At 71.8% G+C, this 15,424-nt stretch carries 14 protein-coding genes; 8 read left to right on the top strand and 6 right to left on the bottom strand.

Features of this window, described 5'->3' with window-relative positions:
* The first annotated feature begins 92 nt into the window (after positions 1-92).
* On the top strand, positions 93-479 hold the full coding sequence (locus tag ACGFIQ_RS18130) for a DUF2267 domain-containing protein (protein WP_393244881.1): 387 nt from the start codon (positions 93-95) through the stop codon (positions 477-479).
* Positions 480-509: 30 nt separating this feature from the next.
* On the opposite strand, the gene ACGFIQ_RS18125 is transcribed toward ACGFIQ_RS18130, so the two are convergent.
* A complete protein-coding gene (locus ACGFIQ_RS18125) occupies positions 510-1,988 on the bottom strand; it encodes a glutamate--cysteine ligase (RefSeq protein ID WP_393244879.1) in 1,479 nt (492 codons plus the stop codon).
* 154 nt (positions 1,989-2,142) lie between these two features.
* Between ACGFIQ_RS18125 and ACGFIQ_RS18120 the strand changes: the two genes are divergently transcribed.
* Positions 2,143-2,481 (top strand): DUF3817 domain-containing protein, encoded by a 339-nt coding sequence (locus ACGFIQ_RS18120; protein ID WP_393244877.1) that lies wholly within the window; start codon positions 2,143-2,145, stop codon positions 2,479-2,481.
* 116 nt (positions 2,482-2,597) lie between these two features.
* Here the strand turns inward: ACGFIQ_RS18120 and ACGFIQ_RS18115 are convergent, their stop codons facing one another.
* The gene (locus tag ACGFIQ_RS18115; RefSeq protein WP_393245437.1) at positions 2,598-3,146 is read right to left on the bottom strand and encodes a hypothetical protein; all 549 of its coding nucleotides are present in this window, start codon (positions 3,144-3,146) and stop codon (positions 2,598-2,600) included.
* Between the two features lie 142 nt (positions 3,147-3,288).
* Here ACGFIQ_RS18115 and ACGFIQ_RS18110 point away from each other — a divergent pair, with 142 nt between their 5' ends.
* The 4 genes from ACGFIQ_RS18110 (at position 3,289) to ACGFIQ_RS18095 (ending at position 8,366) form a co-directional block, all read left to right on the top strand.
* Positions 3,289-4,413, top strand: a complete 1,125-nt coding sequence (locus ACGFIQ_RS18110) for a Vms1/Ankzf1 family peptidyl-tRNA hydrolase (RefSeq protein ID WP_393244875.1) — start codon at positions 3,289-3,291, stop codon at positions 4,411-4,413.
* Positions 4,414-4,420: 7 nt separating this feature from the next.
* Positions 4,421-6,160 carry a thiamine pyrophosphate-binding protein gene (locus tag ACGFIQ_RS18105; RefSeq protein WP_393244873.1) on the top strand — a complete coding sequence of 580 codons (1,740 nt, stop codon included), beginning with the start codon at positions 4,421-4,423 and terminating at the stop codon, positions 6,158-6,160.
* Between the two features lie 49 nt (positions 6,161-6,209).
* Positions 6,210-7,307, top strand: coding sequence for an iron-containing redox enzyme family protein (locus tag ACGFIQ_RS18100; protein ID WP_393244872.1), 1,098 nt, complete (start codon positions 6,210-6,212; stop codon positions 7,305-7,307).
* A 90-nt stretch (positions 7,308-7,397) separates the two neighbouring features.
* Complete coding sequence (locus tag ACGFIQ_RS18095; RefSeq protein ID WP_393244870.1) at positions 7,398-8,366, top strand: alpha/beta fold hydrolase; 969 nt, start codon at positions 7,398-7,400, stop codon at positions 8,364-8,366.
* Positions 8,367-8,620: 254 nt separating this feature from the next.
* On the opposite strand, the gene ACGFIQ_RS18090 is transcribed toward ACGFIQ_RS18095, so the two are convergent.
* Positions 8,621-8,851 carry a CDGSH iron-sulfur domain-containing protein gene (locus ACGFIQ_RS18090; RefSeq protein WP_357524679.1) on the bottom strand — a complete coding sequence of 77 codons (231 nt, stop codon included), beginning with the start codon at positions 8,849-8,851 and terminating at the stop codon, positions 8,621-8,623.
* Between the two features lie 193 nt (positions 8,852-9,044).
* Here ACGFIQ_RS18090 and ACGFIQ_RS18085 point away from each other — a divergent pair, with 193 nt between their 5' ends.
* The gene (locus tag ACGFIQ_RS18085) at positions 9,045-10,487 is read left to right on the top strand and encodes a hypothetical protein (protein WP_393244868.1); all 1,443 of its coding nucleotides are present in this window, start codon (positions 9,045-9,047) and stop codon (positions 10,485-10,487) included.
* 223 nt (positions 10,488-10,710) lie between these two features.
* Positions 10,711-11,853 carry a SigB/SigF/SigG family RNA polymerase sigma factor gene (locus ACGFIQ_RS18080; RefSeq protein ID WP_393244866.1) on the top strand — a complete coding sequence of 381 codons (1,143 nt, stop codon included), beginning with the start codon at positions 10,711-10,713 and terminating at the stop codon, positions 11,851-11,853.
* 75 nt (positions 11,854-11,928) lie between these two features.
* Here the strand turns inward: ACGFIQ_RS18080 and ctaD are convergent, their stop codons facing one another.
* The 3 genes from ctaD to ACGFIQ_RS18065 form a co-directional block, all read right to left on the bottom strand.
* Entirely contained in the window at positions 11,929-13,920 is a 1,992-nt protein-coding gene (gene ctaD / locus ACGFIQ_RS18075) for a cytochrome c oxidase subunit I (RefSeq protein WP_393244864.1), read from the bottom strand.
* Positions 13,921-14,044: 124 nt separating this feature from the next.
* Entirely contained in the window at positions 14,045-14,773 is a 729-nt protein-coding gene (locus ACGFIQ_RS18070; protein WP_393244862.1) for an STAS domain-containing protein, read from the bottom strand.
* A 112-nt stretch (positions 14,774-14,885) separates the two neighbouring features.
* Positions 14,886-15,344: a DUF4383 domain-containing protein gene (locus tag ACGFIQ_RS18065; RefSeq protein WP_393244860.1), complete on the bottom strand. Its 459-nt coding sequence runs from the start codon at positions 15,342-15,344 to the stop codon at positions 14,886-14,888.
* Between the last annotated feature and the right edge of the window lie 80 nt (positions 15,345-15,424).

Raw genomic sequence — 15,424 nt, 5'->3', positions numbered from 1 at the left:
TGACCCCGTTTGTGGCAGGTGAGCCTGGGAACTCGCCCCGTTCGTCGGCAGGCAGGCCAGACGGCAGGTCGAGGAAACCGAAGGAGCGGAGCATGGAGTACGAGCAGATGATCGCCACGGTACGACAGCGAGCTGGCCTCGGTGAGAACGAGGCCGTGCGGTCCGTGCAGGCAGTCCTGTCGGTGCTCGGCGAACGGCTCGCCGGACAGGAGGCCGACCACCTGGCGGCACAGCTACCCGAGCGGCTGAACGGGTCGGTCACCCGCAATCCGCAGGGCCGCCGGTGGGACGTCGGCGAGTTCCTGAAGAACGTGGGGGACCGCGAACAGGTCGCGAACGCCGACCAGGTGCGTCAACACGCCCAGGCGGTGCTGCGTACCGTCGCCGAGGCGCTCGACGACGACGAGCGACAGGACCTGCTCGCCCAGCTGCCCGGCGGCATCATCGACCTCTTCGGTGTGCCCACCCCGCGCGGCTGAGCCCCGCGCCAGTCGGGCCACCGGGGGTGCTCACGGGATCGGCCACTCGTGCACCGGCCGGTTGCTGTGCATCAGGTCCACGTAGTGGCGGACCACCTCCCGCAGCGCCGCCGGCCGGTCCAGGTGGTCGGCCGACTCCAGTCGGTGCAGCGTCTCCACCTGCCAGCTCGCGCCGTTGCGGCTGGTCAGGCAACGCTGCTCGATGATGCCGAGCAGCCGGTCGCGTTCGCCCGGGTCGAGCCCCCACCGGTCCAGACCGTGGTGTGCCATCGGCAGCAGCCTGCGCAGCACCAGCTCGGTGACGGGCAGATAGCCGAGGCCGGGCCAGAAGACCTGTGCGTCGATGCCGTGCCGGGCGCAGTTGGTGAAGTTTTCCTCGGCGGCGCTGAACGACATCTGCGACCACAGTGGCCGGTCGGATTCGGCAAGCGCACGGACCAGCCCGAAGTAGAAGGCACCGTTGGCGATGGTGTCCAGCACGGTCGGGCCGGCGGGCAGCACCCGGTTCTCCACCCGAAGATGCGGACGACCACGGGACACGTCGTACACCGGGCGGTTCCACCGGTAGACGGTGCCGTTGTGCAGGCGCAGCTCGGCGAGATTGGGCACCTCACCGGCCGCGAGGGTCTGCGTCGGGTCCTCCGGGTCGCAGACCGGCAACAGCGCCGGGAAGTAGCGCACGTTCTCCTCGAACAGGTCGAACACGCTGGTGATCCAGCGTTCGCCGAACCAGACTCTGGGGCGTACCCCCTGGGCCTTGATCTCTTCCGACCGGGTGTCGGTGGCCTGCTGGAACAGCGGGATGCGGGTCTCGCGCCACAGCTCCCGGCCGAAGAACAGCGGCGAGTTCGCACCGACGGCGACCTGGATGCCGGCGATCGCCTGGGCGGCGTTCCAGTAGTCGGCGAACTGGGCCGGGCTGACCTGCAGATGAAACTGGGTGCTGGTGCAGGCCGCCTCCGGGGTGATCGTGTCGGCGGTGACCGCCAGGCGTTCCACCCCGCTGATGGCGATCGGCAGGTCCTCACCGCGCGCCGCGAAGATCTGCTCGTTGAGCAGTTTGTAGCGGGGGTTGGCCGAGAGCGTCTCGGCGGTCAGGTGCTCGGGGCGCAGCGTCGGCAGGATCCCGATCATGACCATGTGGGCGCCGATCGCCCGCGCCTTCACCTCGGCGGCGTTCAGGCTGGCCCGCACGTACTCCTCGAAGTCGGCGGTGCCGGTGCCGGTCAGTCGCCGCGGCGGCACGTTGATCTCCACGTTGAACTGGCCCAACTCGGTCTGGAAGCTCTCATCGGCGATGGCCGCCAGCACGTCGGCGTTGCGCATCGCCGGATTCGACGCCTCGTCGACCAGGTTCAGCTCGATCTCCACGCCGGTCATCGGCCGGTCGACGTCGAAACGCGACTCGCGCAGCATCTCGGCGAAGACATCCAGGCAGCGGCGGACCTTGTCGCGATAGCGGGCCCGATCTTCTCGACTGAAGGTCCGTACGCCGACGTCCTCGCCCATCGTCACCACCCTGTCACCGCTGGTTCCCCCTAACCTCGCACGTCCTCGTCGGGCGGGGGAACGCCCAATGGACCTCTTCTACCCAGCTGACCACCCTGATAGCCCAGTCACACCGTCCCGATAGCATTGCCGGTCGAGAGGTGGTGGGGTGCGGATGCGCGAGAAGGTGACCCGGCTGTTCGTCGCGGCGGCGATCGCCGAGGCCTGCTCCTGGCTGGCCCTGCTGGTCGGCATGCTCGTCAAGTACGGCCCGCCCGGCAACGAGCTGGGAGTCAAGATCTTCGGGCCGATCCACGGCGGCCTGTTCATCGCGTACGTCGTGTTGACGCTGGCCGTGGCCCGGCTGCACCGGTGGAGCCTGCTGGCCACGGCGGTCGCCCTGGTCAGTGCCGTGCCGCCGTTCGCCACCCTGGCCTACGAGCGCTGGGCCCGCCGCCGGGGGATGCTCGGCGCCGACCGCCAACCGGCCCGCGAGCCCGCCCCGGTCGGCTGACCCGGCGACCGGCCCGCGAGCCCGCCCTTCCGGTCGGCTGAGCCGGCGACCGGCCCGGGAGCCCGCCCTTCCGGTCGGCTGAGCCGCCGTCCGGTCGGGGGAGACTGCCTGAGCGGTCAGGTGAGTGCGGAGCAGGCCGCGACACCGGCGAGCAGCAGCGCGCCCAGGAACGCCTGCAACAGCAGCGGCGGCCCGAGGTGCGACCAGAGCGTCGCGGTACGCGGGGTGAGCAACTGCCCGGTGGTGAGGTTGACGATCCGCTCGATGCGCGGCGGCAGCTCCGGGTCGCGCTGCGGGCGCAGGGTGAGCTGCACCTGGTCCGCCGGGTGCAGGGCGCTCTGCGGCAGGTGCCCGTGCAACTCCACCTCGCAGAGTTGGCCGGCGGTGTTGCGCAGACGCACCGGGACGACCAGGTATTCCGGGCCCTTCTTCAGCTCCTTCCACCGTCGGCGGGTGCCGCCACCGCCGAAGGAGAACAGCGCGCGCAGCAGCAGGGCGGGCAGCCGGGCGAACGCCGCCGCGGCGAGCACCGCCACCAGCACCGGCTGGCCGACGCGTATCTCGCGGGTGTAGCCGTCGAGCAGGCGGATCAGCCGCCCGGTGACGATCCTTTCGGTCGGATGCACGATCCGTCGGGTTTCGAGTCCGCTGTCCATTCCCACCACCGAGAGTCCGCTTGTGTGCACAGATCGTATCGACGTCCTGAGTTGAACGACGTGAATGAAACCTGGTCACGGGCTCACGGCTGCGAGGTGACATCCCCGGCGACCCGGGTAAGCGGGGGGCCGAGCTGGAAAGGGGTCGAGCATGCAGCTGTCCTTCCTGCGCCCGCTCTACGACCGTCCCGGGCCGTGGTGCTCGGTGTACCTGGACGCCTCCGCCGACACGGAGGACGCCCATCCCGCGCTGGACCTGCGCTGGCGTGCCCTGGAACGTCGCCTGACCGAACAGGGCGCGGACGAGGCGAGCATCGCCGCGTTGGACCGGGTGATCCGTGGACACGACCCGATGGTCGGCGACTACGGCCTCGCGGTCTTCGCCAGTCACGGTCGGGTGGTGCTCTCCGAGTACCTGTCCGCGCCACCACTGCGCGACCTGGCCAGTTTCGCGCCGCTGCCACACGTGATGCCGCTGCTCGCCCAACGCGGCGAACAGGTGGCCTGGGTACGTGTGGTCGCCGACCGGCTCGGCGCCGACGCGATGGCGGTCAGCGCCGGCGGGGTGCCCCGGCGGGCGCACGTCGCCGGGCGCGACGAGTTCCCGCTGCGGCGGACGAAGCCCGGCGGCTGGTCCCAGTCGCGCTACCAGCGGGCGGCCATGGAGGCGTGGCACCAGAACGCCGGCGACGTCACCGCGGCCACCGTGCAGCTGGCCGACCAGGTCGGCGCGGACGTGGTGGTGGTCGCCGGTGACGTCCGCGCCACCGGAATGATCGCCGCCCAGATGCCGGAGCGCTGGCAGGACCTGGTGGTCCGCACCGATGCCGGGTCGCGGGCCGGGGGCGCCGACCAGACGATGCTCGACGACCTCACCGTGCAGACCATCGCGGAGATCGCCGACCAGCGGATCAGCGCCGCGCTGGACAGGTTCGGCGTGCAGGAGGACGTGGGCGGTGGCCTCGACGCGGTCGTCTCGGCCCTGCAACGCAACCAGGTGGACACCATGCTGATCGTGGACGATCCGTCGGCCGACGGTGAGCTGTGGATCGGCGCGCAACCCACCGAGATCGCCGTCGACCCGGGGCAGTTGGCCGCCATGTCGGTGGCCGACCCGCAACGGGTACGCGCCGACGCGGCGCTGGTCCGCGCGCTCGTCGGCACCGACGCGGCACTGACCGTGCTGGGCGCGGACGAGGCACCCGACCTCATCGACGGGGTGGGCGCGGTGCTGCGCTACGTCGACCCCAGCACACCGGGGCGCGGCAATGGCTGAGCGCCGGGTGGCAGATCTCGTGGTGGAACGACTCCTGGCCTGGCGGGTGCCCCGCGCCTTCGGCTACCCGGGCGAGGCGATCACCCCGCTGATCGAGGCGTTGGACCGCTCCGGCGGCGAGCCGGCGTTCGTGCCGGCCCGGCACGAGGAGACCGCCTCGTTCATGGCCACCGGGCACGCCAAGTTCACCGGCGGCATCGGGGTCTGTCTCGCCACCCAGGGGCCCAGCGCCGTGCAGCTGCTCAACGGCCTCTACGACGCCAAGCTGGACAGCAAGCCGGTGGTGGCGATCGTCGGGGAGGACATCTCCGGGCCGCTCGGCGCCGCGCACCAGGAGATCGGGTTGAGTCGGCTCTTCGGCGACGTGTGCAACCAGTTCGTCCGCTACGGGCGCAACCCCGAGGACGTGGCAGCCCTGCTGGACCAGGCGTTCCGGACGGCGGCGGCGACCCGCAGCCCGACCTGTGTCGTGCTGCCCCGGCAGTTGCAGGAAACCCTGGTGCCCGACGTGCAGACGTACGCCGCCGGGGTGGTCTCGGCCACCCCCGGTGAGCCGCTGGCCCGGGTGCTGCCGCACGAGGCGGACCTCGACGCGGCCGCGCAACTGCTCGGTGGCGGTCAGCGCGTCGCGATCCTGGTGGGCCAGGGCGGGCGGGACGCGGCCGCCGAGATCATCGAGGTGGCCGACCGGCTCGGTGCCGGGGTGGCCACGTCACTGCTGGGCAAGCCGGTGCTCGACGAGCGGTTGCCGTTTCACACCGGCGTGCTCGGCGAGGTCGGCACCGCGGCCGCGGCCGAGCTGATGGGCGGCTGCGACACCCTATTGATGGTCGGCACCAACGACCCGTGGACCGGCTACTTTCCGATGCCGGAGCAGGCCCGCACCGTGCAGATCGACATCGACGGCCGGCGGATCGGCACCCGCTACCCGGCCGACGTGCCGCTGGTCGGCGACGCCGCCGAGACGCTGCGGGCGTTGCTGACCCGGCTGCGCGGTCGACCCGAACAGCGGTGGCGCGCCACCGTGGAAAGCTCCGTGGACCGGTGGCGGGAGGTCGCCGCCGAACGGGTGGCCGCGTCCGCCGACCCGGTCAACCCGCAGCTCGTACTCCAGGAGTTGTCCGCCCGCCTGCCGGGCACCGCGGCGGTCGCGGTCGACGTCGGTTCGGTCCTCTACTGGTACGCCCGGCACCTCGTGCTGCCGCCCGGGGTGAACGCGCAGCTCTGCGGCACTCTCGGTTCGATGGGCTGCGCGCTGCCGTACGCGGTGGCCGCCAAGCTCGCCGCCCCCGACCAGCCGGTGATCGCGCTGCTGGGCGACGGGGCGATGCAGCTCAACGGGCTCGCCGAGCTGATCACCGTGTCGCACCACTGGCAGAGTTGGCGTGACCCTCGGCTGGTGGTGCTGGTGCTCAACAACCGCGACCACAGCGGCACGGGTGGCGGGCGGCAGCCGTCGTCCGACCCGGGCAACCGCCGCCCCGACGTGCCGTACGCCGGTTGGGCCCGCCTGCTCGGGCTGCACGGTGTGCGGGTGGACCGCCCGGAGTTGGTCGGCGCGGCCTGGGACGAGGCCCTCGCCGCGGACCGTCCCTGCGTACTGGAGGCGGTTGTCGACCCGGCGGTGTCGCTGGCGCCGCCGGAGCCGGCGTTCGCGGACCTGCGTGGCCTGTACGCCGACGGCGCTCCGGCCCGCAAGGTCCGCGAGCAGGTGGAGGTCACCGCGAACGCCGAAGACCTCGTTTAGCTGCCCTCGGCCAGGGCATCAGTAGCGGCCCGACGACGCTGGAGGTCCCATGTCCGAGCAGGTTGACCGCCGCTACGGTCCCGCGACACTGCCACGATCGCGCGGCCCGCTCTCCGCCGCGGTGCTCGACGCTCTCCGGCGCCCGCCGCACGACCTGCCGGCTGGTCTCGGCGCCGACCTCGATCCGGCCGACCCGATCACGGACGAGGACCTTCAGCTCACCCTGTTCCTCTGCTACGAGCTGCACTACCGGGGCTGGCACGGGGTGGACGAGGCGTGGGAGTGGCAGCCGACGCTGCTCGCGTTGCGCGCCGAAGCCGAACGGCCCTTCGAGGCGGCGCTGCGCCGGCTGGTCGGCGCACCGTCGGTGCCGGCCGCCGGGGTGGCCGCCGGCCTGGCCGCGCTGGTCGCCGCCGACGACGGGCCGCCGCTGGCCGCGACGCTGCAACGACGCGCCGACCTCAGCCAGTTCCGCGAGTTCGTCGCCCACCGCTCGGTCTACCACCTGCGCGAGGCGGACCCGCACAGCTGGGCCCTGCCCCGCCTCGGTGGGCCGGCCAAGGCCGCGCTCGTGGAGATCCAGACCGACGAGTACGGCAACGGCCGGCTGGACCGGATGCACGCCGAGTTGTTCCGGTGCACCCTCGAACGGCTCGGGCTGGACACCTCCTACGGCGCCCACCTGGACGCGGCGCCCGCGGTGACCCTGGCGACGAACAACCTGATGTCGCTGTTCGGGCTGCACCGGCGGTGGCGCGGTGCGCTGCTCGGGCACCTGGCCGCGTTCGAGATGACCTCCTCGCTGCCGAACCGTCGCTACGGCAACGGGCTGCGCCGGCTCGGCCTCGACGAGGTGGCCACCCGCTTCTACGACGAGCACGTCGAGGCCGACGCGGTGCACGAGCAGATCGCCGCGCACGACATGTGCGGCGGCCTGGTCCGCGCCGAACCGGCCCTCGCCCCCGACGTGCTCTTCGGCGCGACGGCCGGGCTCGCGGTGGACCGGCTGTTCGCCGCGCACCTGCTGGACAGTTGGGCCGCCGGCCGCAGTTCGCTGCGGACACCCACCCCGCCGGCCCCGCCGCCCAAGGTCCCGCTTGTCGCGCTGCCCGCGGTGGCCCCGCCGGCCCCGCCCGCGCTCGTCTGATTCGCCGGCTGAAAGGGTAGGGCTGGCCTCTATCCGAGCGGGGTGCCACCAGGATCGAACGCGGTCGAGAAACCACGAAAAATGCTCTCCATGACTGTGCAGAATGATCTCGGCACCACTCCGAAATTGTCTCGGTTCCGCCGGGCCGCCTTTGCCGTTGTCCTGCCCGTCGCCGTAGTCGGCGCGGTCGCCGGGTGCGGTGATTCGGCGGCGCCGAAAACCGCGCCCGCGATCGGCTCGGCAGCTCCGACTCCCGCTGCCTCGGCCAACGCGGCCGAGCCAGCAAACTCTGCCCCTGCGGCCGGCCAGCACATGATCAGCAACAACGGGCATCGACTCGCGTTCTATGTCACCCCCGGACACTCACCGGCCATCGTGTTGGACTCCGGTGGCGGCGAGGATCACACACAGTGGAAAGACATCGTCCCGCAGCTGTCGAAGGCGACCGGGTCGCAGATCATCACCTACGACCGGGCGGGGCTGGGCAACAGTGACGAGGTGAAGGGCCCCTGGGACGGCCAGGCCGCAGCCGCTGACCTGCAGGCCGGTCTGCGCGCGCTCGGCGCAACCCGCAATGTGGTCCTCGTGTCCCACTCGCAGGCGGGGGAAGTTGCCACCTACTTCGCCCGCGCCAACCCGGGCGTGCTGTCCGGGGCGGTGCTCGTCGACGCCAACGTGCCGCAGTTCTTCACCGACAGCGAAATTCAGCGCCTCATCGCGGTTACCACGCCGCAGATCGAAGCGCTCAAGAAGCAGCCCTCGACGAAGGCGAACCGGCAGCTCATCGCCACGTCCGAGAACTTCGGTCCCACCCATCGGGCGTATCACAAGGTCTCCTGGCCAGACAGCGTCCCGGTCACCTACATCGCGTCGGAGAAGACGCCGTTCGACGGATCCCCGCAGGACGCCCAACGCTGGCGCGACGCGGCAGCCGCGTTCGTCAAGGCCGGGCCCCGACGCACACTCGTCACCGCCAGGGGAAGCTCACACGAGATCCCGCAGGACAACCCCCAAATCGTCATCGACGAGATCGAAAAGATGGCCGCCGCTCACAGCTGAACCGTCCCAACTCCGATATGATCTGCCCCCGGATCAGAGGGTATCCGCAGACAGCGCCAATGGCCCGATTCGAAATCGTGCAAGTCGCTTGATGGGCATTATCGGAGAGCCCTCATTTCGGCTACCGGACGTCGTCGGGTCGACGGGCCTCCATTGCAGAGCAAAGGGGGCGTGCCTCTGGGTGCGGCCCGTCCGGTCCGCGTCCCCCACCTCGCCGCGCGACGCGGCGAGGTGGGGGACGCGGTGACGTGGGGTCAGCCCTCGCGGGTGGTGCCGGCCCGGAAGTTGATCGCTTTGTGGGTGCCGTCGCAGAACGGCTTGAGTGCCGACTTGCCGCACCGGCACAACGCCACCGTGCCCCGCCGCGCGTCGATGTGCTCACCATCCGGCGTGACGAGCGCGAAGTCGCCGCGGACCAGCAGCGGTCCGTCCTCGTACGGGGTGATCGTGGCGGCGGCTGATTCGCTGGTGTCGTCGGTGCGCATGGCCCCGGAAGTGCCCGTCCTGGGGCCGACGAAACCGGGCCGTCCGGCGAGGTCGACTCGACCCGCTCCCGCCGTCCTCGGCCGATCGTCGCCGAACGGCGGTGATGACCGGCGCACCCCGCTGACCAGCGGAATGTGCTGCCGGGTGGGTGATGCCCCGTTTGAACCCCATCGGGACGGGAAGCCGGGCCGCGTGGTGAGCGAAAGAGGCAAGGTGGGGCCGGTGCACAAGGTGCACAAGGGGCTCACGGCCGATGGCGCCGGTCTCGCCGGCGACCGGGTCGTGGCCGCGGGCAGCGCCGCCCGGGTGTTGGTCGCCGCCACCGCCCGGGCCCTGCGTGGCGTGGACTGCGCCGACCTCGGGCACACCGGGCCGACGTCGCGGTTCCCGGGCGCCCCGGAGCCGGTACGCCGCGCCGCGGTCACCCGCGCCGCCGGTCGGGTCGCGCTCACCGTGGACCAGACCGACGAGGTGGACGCCGCCCGGGTGGCCCGCTGGTTCGTCGACCAGTACCCCCGCCGGCGCTACCCCGGGGTGCTGATCGGCTCACCGCACGGCGCGGCGGCACACCTCGCGGTCGCTCTCGGCGTGCCGTGGTTGCCGGCCGGCTTCGAGATGACCGTGCACTGGCCCGACGGCGCGGTGGACCGTCCGGCGGAGGCACTGGAGCACGGTGCGGCACTCGCCGTGCGGCTGCTCGCCGGCAACGCCGACCTGCACCTGCGCCAGGTGCACTGCCCGGCCAGCCGGGGCCCGCTGACCGGGGCCACCGTGTCGCTGACCGCCGCGTGGACGGCCCTACCGGCCGCGTACGCGCAGTTTCTGGCCGACCGACTGGTCCCGGGTGCCCCGGTGCTGCTGGTTCGCGACGCGCGTACCTGGCCGGTGCTGGAACGCGGCGCCGGCCACAGCTTCCAGGTCGGCTGCCCGGCCAGCGGACTGGACCCGGTCGACTTCCACCCGGACAGCCACGCGCTGCGGCAGGTGCTGCGCGCCGCCGGCGGTGACGCGGCCCGCTGGGAGCCACCGGGGGTGTCCGTCCCGTCGGGTCACGCCGAGCACGGCGTCGACCCGGACTTCGAGCCGGCTGTGCGGGACTGGGCCGCACGGCACGAGCACCCGCTGCACCGGGTGCTGGTGCCCCGGCCGGCGGCGCTGAGCGCGGGCGTGGCCGACCTGTACCGGCGGTGGCTGCGCGCCGCCGGCAAGACCGGTGACCGGTTGGTGGTGGAGTGCGGCCGGCTGCTCGACCCGTGGCAGGTGGTGCGGGCGGGGCTGGTGCCGTACTGGTGTGAGAACGCCACCCGGCGCAGCGTCGACGAGGCCGAGTGGTGGTTGGCCGGCAGCGAGGCGTTCAGCTCGGTGGACGTGCTGCCCGAGCCGCCCGGGATGCGGTCACCGGCCCTGGCCGGGCTGCCGCAGTGGCTGGCGGTGGCCGGCTTCGGGCGGCGGCGTCGAGCGTTGGACCGCACCACCGCCCGCGGCTACCCGGTCACCTCGGTGCCCACCCGTCGGGCCACCGAGGTGCTGCGTGCCCAGCCGTACGACCTGCCCGCGCCGCCTCCGCTGGGGGCCGCCGAGGCGTTGGCCGTGCTCCGGGACAGCGGCGGCCACCAGGGGTTGTTGGTCTCCTGAGGCGGAGCACGCCGAAACTTCCTCGCGAACCCGGGGTCCCGTGATTGAGTACCTACGGAGCGGGAACATCGCTGGCTGCGACGGCCTGATTGCGCTGCGTAGAGGCGGTGTCGCCCGCTGGCATCCCAGTCACTGACCCACTTTTCCGGCCCGGTGCGTGGCTCGACCACGCGCACGACCGGTTTCCCGATCCGGGCGGGGGACCTTCCTGAGGGAGGCGCGGATGTTCGGACAGACGAGCACGACCACGACCACACCACCACCCACCGAGCGTGGTCTGGAGGACCTCGACGCGGCGGCACTGGCGTACGCGGCCCGGATCGCCGGGCTCCCACCGGAGCGGCGGGGGGAGGCCCGCGACGACCTGGTGCGCTTCGCGCTGCCGTTCGCCGGGCGGCTGGCCCGCCGGTACCGGGGGCGTGGGGAGCCGCTGGAGGACCTGGAGCAGGTCGCCCGGTTGGGGCTGGTCAACGCCGTCGACCGGTATGACCCGGAGCGGGGCTCGTTCACCGCGTACGCCGCGATCACCATCGTGGGCGAGATCAAACGGCATTTCCGGGACCGCACCTGGGGCGTGCACGTGCCCCGCCGGCTGCGGGACCTGATCCTCGAGGTCGGCCAGGCCACCGCGGCACTGACCAGCGAACTGTCCCGGGCGCCGTCGGTGGCCGAGTTGTCGGCCCGTCTGGAGACGCCGGAGGAGGAGATCCTCGCCGCGCTGGAGTCGGCGGCCGGCTACAGCCCGGCCTCGCTCAACGCCCCGGTGGGCGGTGAGAGCTCCGCGGAGTTCGGTGACCTGGTCGGCGAGTCGGACAACGACCTGGAGTCGGTCGACGACCGGGTCACGGTGAGCGGTCTGCTGCACCGACTGCCCTGGCGCGAGCGGCGCATCCTGGCGATGCGCTTCTACGGCAACCAGACCCAGGCCGAGATCGCCGCCCGGTTCGGCATCTCGCAGATGCACGTGTCCCGGCTGCTGTCGCGGGCGCTGACCTGGCTGCGTCAGGCGATGCTCGCCGACGCGCCGCCACCCTGGCAGAACGGTGCCGCCGAACCCGACCCGGGCAAGACCCGGATCTCGGTGAAGCAGAACGGCGACCGGGTGGTGGTCGAGGTCGGCGGCGAGATCGACCGCGACGGCGCGGACCAGCTGCGCCGGGCCATGCTGGAGGCGGTCACCGGCCAGCCCAGCGAGGTGGTCGTCGACCTGGTCGGCGCGGGTGGGTTCGACGCCGGTGGGATCGCCGCGCTGATGGCGGGGCGGGACGCGGCCGAGCGGACCGGCGTGCCGCTGCGACTGACCCGGGTCCAGCCCGCGGTACGCCGCTCGCTCACCGCCGCCGGCCTGGCACCCGCCCGGGACTGAGCCATCGCCCGCCCGGGACCGAGCACGCGACGAGGGCCGACACCATCGGGTGTCGGCCCTTTCGGCGTACGCCGATCAGTGCTCCTCGGGGTTGCCCTCACTGTGCGGGTGCCGCCAGCGTTCGTGCGGCCTCGGCGCGTCCTCGGCGTCCTCGGGCGCGTCGCTCTGCTCGAAGCTCGGCCGGCGGACGCCCTCGGGCTCCGGCACATCCACCGGCCGGGCACCCGAGCGTGGTGCCGGCTGGTAGTCGGTCGCGTCCCGGGCGCCGTGCGCGCCCTCGGCGGCCGGTGACTCCGGGGTGTGGTGTTCCAACCGCAGCTCCTCGGTGAAGTGCTGCGGCGGCTTGGTGGTGCGCTGCGGCAGGTCCCGGCCCAGATCGGCGACGAGTGGGCCGTACTTCAGGTCGAAGGCGGGGCGCTCGGAGCGGATCCGGGGCATCCGGTCGAAGTTGCGCAGCGGCGGCGGGCAACTGGTGGCCCATTCGAGGGAGTTGCCGAAGCCCCACGGGTCGTCCACCGTCACCACCGCGCCGTACCGCCAGGACTTCCAGGCGTTGTAGATGAAGAACAGCGTGGACAGGCCGAGGATGAACGCGAAGATGCTGGAGACGGTGTTGAGCGCGGTGAATCCGTCGCTGGGCAGGTAGTCGGCGTACCGCCGGGGCATGCCCTCGGCACCCAGCCAGTGGTGCACCAGGAAGGTGCCGTGGAAGCCGATGAACATGGTCCAGAAGTGCGCCTTGCCGAGCCGCTCGTCGAGCAGTCGCCCGGTCATCTTGGGCCACCAGAAGTAGTAGCCGCCGAAGAGGGCGAAGACCACCGTGCCGAACACCACGTAGTGGAAGTGCGCCACCACGAAGTAGCTGTCGTGGGTGTGCCAGTCGACCGGCGGGCTGGCCAGCAGCACCCCGGTGAGGCCGCCGAGCAGGAACGTGACCAGGAAGCCGATGGCGAACAGCATCGGCGTCTCGAAGGTGAGCTGCCCCTTCCACATGGTGCCGATCCAGTTGAAGAACTTCACGCCGGTGGGCACGGCGATCAGGTAGCTCAGGATGCTGAAGAACGGCAGCAGCACCTGGCCGGTGGCGAACATGTGGTGCGCCCAGACCGTCATGGACAACACGGTGATCGCGACGGTGGCCAGCACGATCCCGGTGTAGCCGAACAGCGGCTTGCGGGAGAAGACCGGGATGATCTCGGTGATGATGCCGAAGAACGGCAACGCGATGATGTACACCTCGGGGTGACCGAAGAACCAGAACAGGTGTTGCCAGAGCATCGGGCCGCCGGTGACCGCGTCGTACACGTGCGCGTTGAGCAGACGGTCGGCGGACAGCGCCAGGAGCGCGGCGGCCAGCAGCGGGAAGACCAGGATCACCAGCACGCTGGTGAACAGCATGTTCCAGGTGAAGATCGGCATCCGGAACATGGTCATGCCGGGCGCGCGCAGGGTGAGGATCGTGGTGATCAGGTTGACCGCGCCGAGGATGGTGCCGAGCCCGGAGACCACCAGGCCGAGCACCCACATGTTCGCGCCCACCCCGGGGGAGTTCTCGACGCTGCTCAGCGGGGTGTAGGCGGTCCAGCCGAAGTCGGCCGACCCCTGCGGGGTGAGGAAGCCGCCGACCACCATCAGCCCGCCGAACAGGTAGAGCCAGTAGGCCAGCGCGTTGAGCCGGGGGAACGACACGTCCGGTGCGCCGATCTGGATCGGCACGATGAAGTTGGCGAACCCGAACGCCGCCGGCGTGGCGAACAGCAGCAGCATCACCGCGCCGTGCGAGGTGAAGAGCTGGTTGTACTGCTCGGAGGAGAGGAACTGCAACCCCGGGCGGGCCAACTCGGCGCGCATCAGCATCGCCTGCAACCCCGCCAGCAGGAAGAACCCGAAGGAGGTCAGCAGGTACAGCAGGCCGATCTGTTTGTGGTCGGTCGTCGCGAGAAACCTGATCAACGAGCTGCCGGGGACCGGTGCTCGTACCGCTCCGGGGAACCCCCCGAAGCGGGCCGGTGCCAGGATCGCCGGGCCCCGATCGCGACCGGGTTCCGTGGTTACCCGCTTGGGCATGGCTGCTCACCCCGTCGTGACGGCAGAAAGGACGGGCGTGCCTACCCGACCTTCCCACCATGTAACCAGGCCAGAGCGGTAATTTCGGTCAGATCGCCGGTACCGGTGCAGGCACCCCGAACACTCACGTTGCCGGCAGCATCGCCCAGACGGCCTTACCCTGACCGGCCGGCACGCTGCCCCAGCGCTGGGTCAGCTCGCGTACCAGCAGCAGACCCCGCCCACCCTCGGCGCGCAGGTCCGTTTCGCCGGGCCGGGCCTGGGCGCGGCTGCCGTCCACCACCGCCAGGTGCAGGTAGGGCCGGCGCAGGGTCACCGTCACCTGCATCGGTGTGCCGGCGTGTCGGACCACGTTGCCGACCAGTTCGCTGAGCACCAGCGCGGCCGGGCCGGACGCGTCGGGGATATTCCACCGCGCGCACGCGTCGGTGACCAACTCCCGGGCGCGCCGGCAGGCCCCGGCCACCGGCTCCAGCCGGGCCCGCATCCGCAACGTGGACATCGCGCCGGCCACCCGGGTCGCTTCGGCGCAGTCCGGAGACACCGGGACCACCCGGCAGGTGGTTGTCTCGGTCAGCCAGCGCGCGGCGACCGGCGAGGGGGAGCAGAGCAGCACCGGTACGGCCGGCCACTCCTCGGCCCGGCGGGCGGTCGCGGCGAACACCGACAGCGCCAGCCGGTCCCGGACGTCGACCTCGGTCAGATCGACCACCAGCGCCTCGGTCTGTTCGACGAGAGCGTCGTTGAGCGCCTCGTGCACCGACCGCATGGTGCCCAGGTCCAGTACGCCGCGGAGCCGGACGACCGCCACCGGTGCCGTGGAGCGCACGTCGCAGGTGATCCGGCTGGACATCTCGGGCCCTCGATTCGCTACTGGGTCGGGATCTGCCAACTACCCGAGCCCCTGCCGCGCCAAACCGGGGCCGGCGGCGAGGCGACACAGGTCACGGTCCGCGATGGCAGGGTCACCGACGGGTACGCCCGGTCAGGACACCCAGGGCGATCATGCCCAGGCCGAGGCCCAGGTGCAGCCAGCCGTCCGCGTCGTTGACCGGCAGAAAGTTCGCCCCGGTGTCGTGGTCCGCCGCCAGCCCGTAGAGCCACAACACCAGGTAGACGGCACCGCCGCCGATCAGGAACGTCCGGGCGCCCCGGACCGTGCGGGCCAGCACCAGACCGGCCACCCCGAACGCCAGGTGCACCAGGTTGTGCAGCACCGACACCTGGAAGACGCCGAACAGGTACGCCCCCGAACCGTGCCCGGCGAACCGCAGGGCGTCCGTGCCGCTGGTGATCCCCGGCACGAAACCGAGCGCGCCGATCAGCAGGAACAGCACCCCCACCGAGGCCGCCGCACGGCGTACCGGCGGCTTGCCGTCGGCCGGGTTGGGGCGCGCTCGGGAGTGCGCCATCGGTCCGACCATCACCGGCTCCTCGCTGCGCGGCGGGCATGAGGCTGCGGGGCTACCCGCTGCCGCCACCCCCAAACCGCCACGCCGCGCCG

It is taken from the genome of Micromonospora sp. NPDC048898 (assembly GCF_043198035.1).
GTDB lineage: Bacteria > Actinomycetota > Actinomycetes > Mycobacteriales > Micromonosporaceae > Micromonospora.
The sequence above is the reverse complement of the archived record's forward strand: the minus strand, read 5'-3'. Positions and strand labels throughout refer to the sequence as shown.

Coding starts and splice junctions, on each gene's coding strand:
- ACGFIQ_RS18130 (WP_393244881.1), top strand. CDS start 93: ATGGAGTACGAGCAGATGATCGCCACGGTACGACAGCGAGCTGGCCTC.
- ACGFIQ_RS18125 (WP_393244879.1), bottom strand. CDS start 1,988: ATGGGCGAGGACGTCGGCGTACGGACCTTCAGTCGAGAAGATCGGGCC.
- ACGFIQ_RS18120 (WP_393244877.1), top strand. CDS start 2,143: ATGCGCGAGAAGGTGACCCGGCTGTTCGTCGCGGCGGCGATCGCCGAG.
- ACGFIQ_RS18110 (WP_393244875.1), top strand. CDS start 3,289: ATGCAGCTGTCCTTCCTGCGCCCGCTCTACGACCGTCCCGGGCCGTGG.
- ACGFIQ_RS18100 (WP_393244872.1), top strand. CDS start 6,210: ATGTCCGAGCAGGTTGACCGCCGCTACGGTCCCGCGACACTGCCACGA.
- ACGFIQ_RS18095 (WP_393244870.1), top strand. CDS start 7,398: ATGACTGTGCAGAATGATCTCGGCACCACTCCGAAATTGTCTCGGTTC.
- ACGFIQ_RS18090 (WP_357524679.1), bottom strand. CDS start 8,851: ATGCGCACCGACGACACCAGCGAATCAGCCGCCGCCACGATCACCCCG.
- ACGFIQ_RS18080 (WP_393244866.1), top strand. CDS start 10,711: ATGTTCGGACAGACGAGCACGACCACGACCACACCACCACCCACCGAG.
- ctaD (WP_393244864.1), bottom strand. CDS start 13,920: ATGCCCAAGCGGGTAACCACGGAACCCGGTCGCGATCGGGGCCCGGCG.
- ACGFIQ_RS18070 (WP_393244862.1), bottom strand. CDS start 14,773: ATGTCCAGCCGGATCACCTGCGACGTGCGCTCCACGGCACCGGTGGCG.
- ACGFIQ_RS18065 (WP_393244860.1), bottom strand. CDS start 15,344: ATGGTCGGACCGATGGCGCACTCCCGAGCGCGCCCCAACCCGGCCGAC.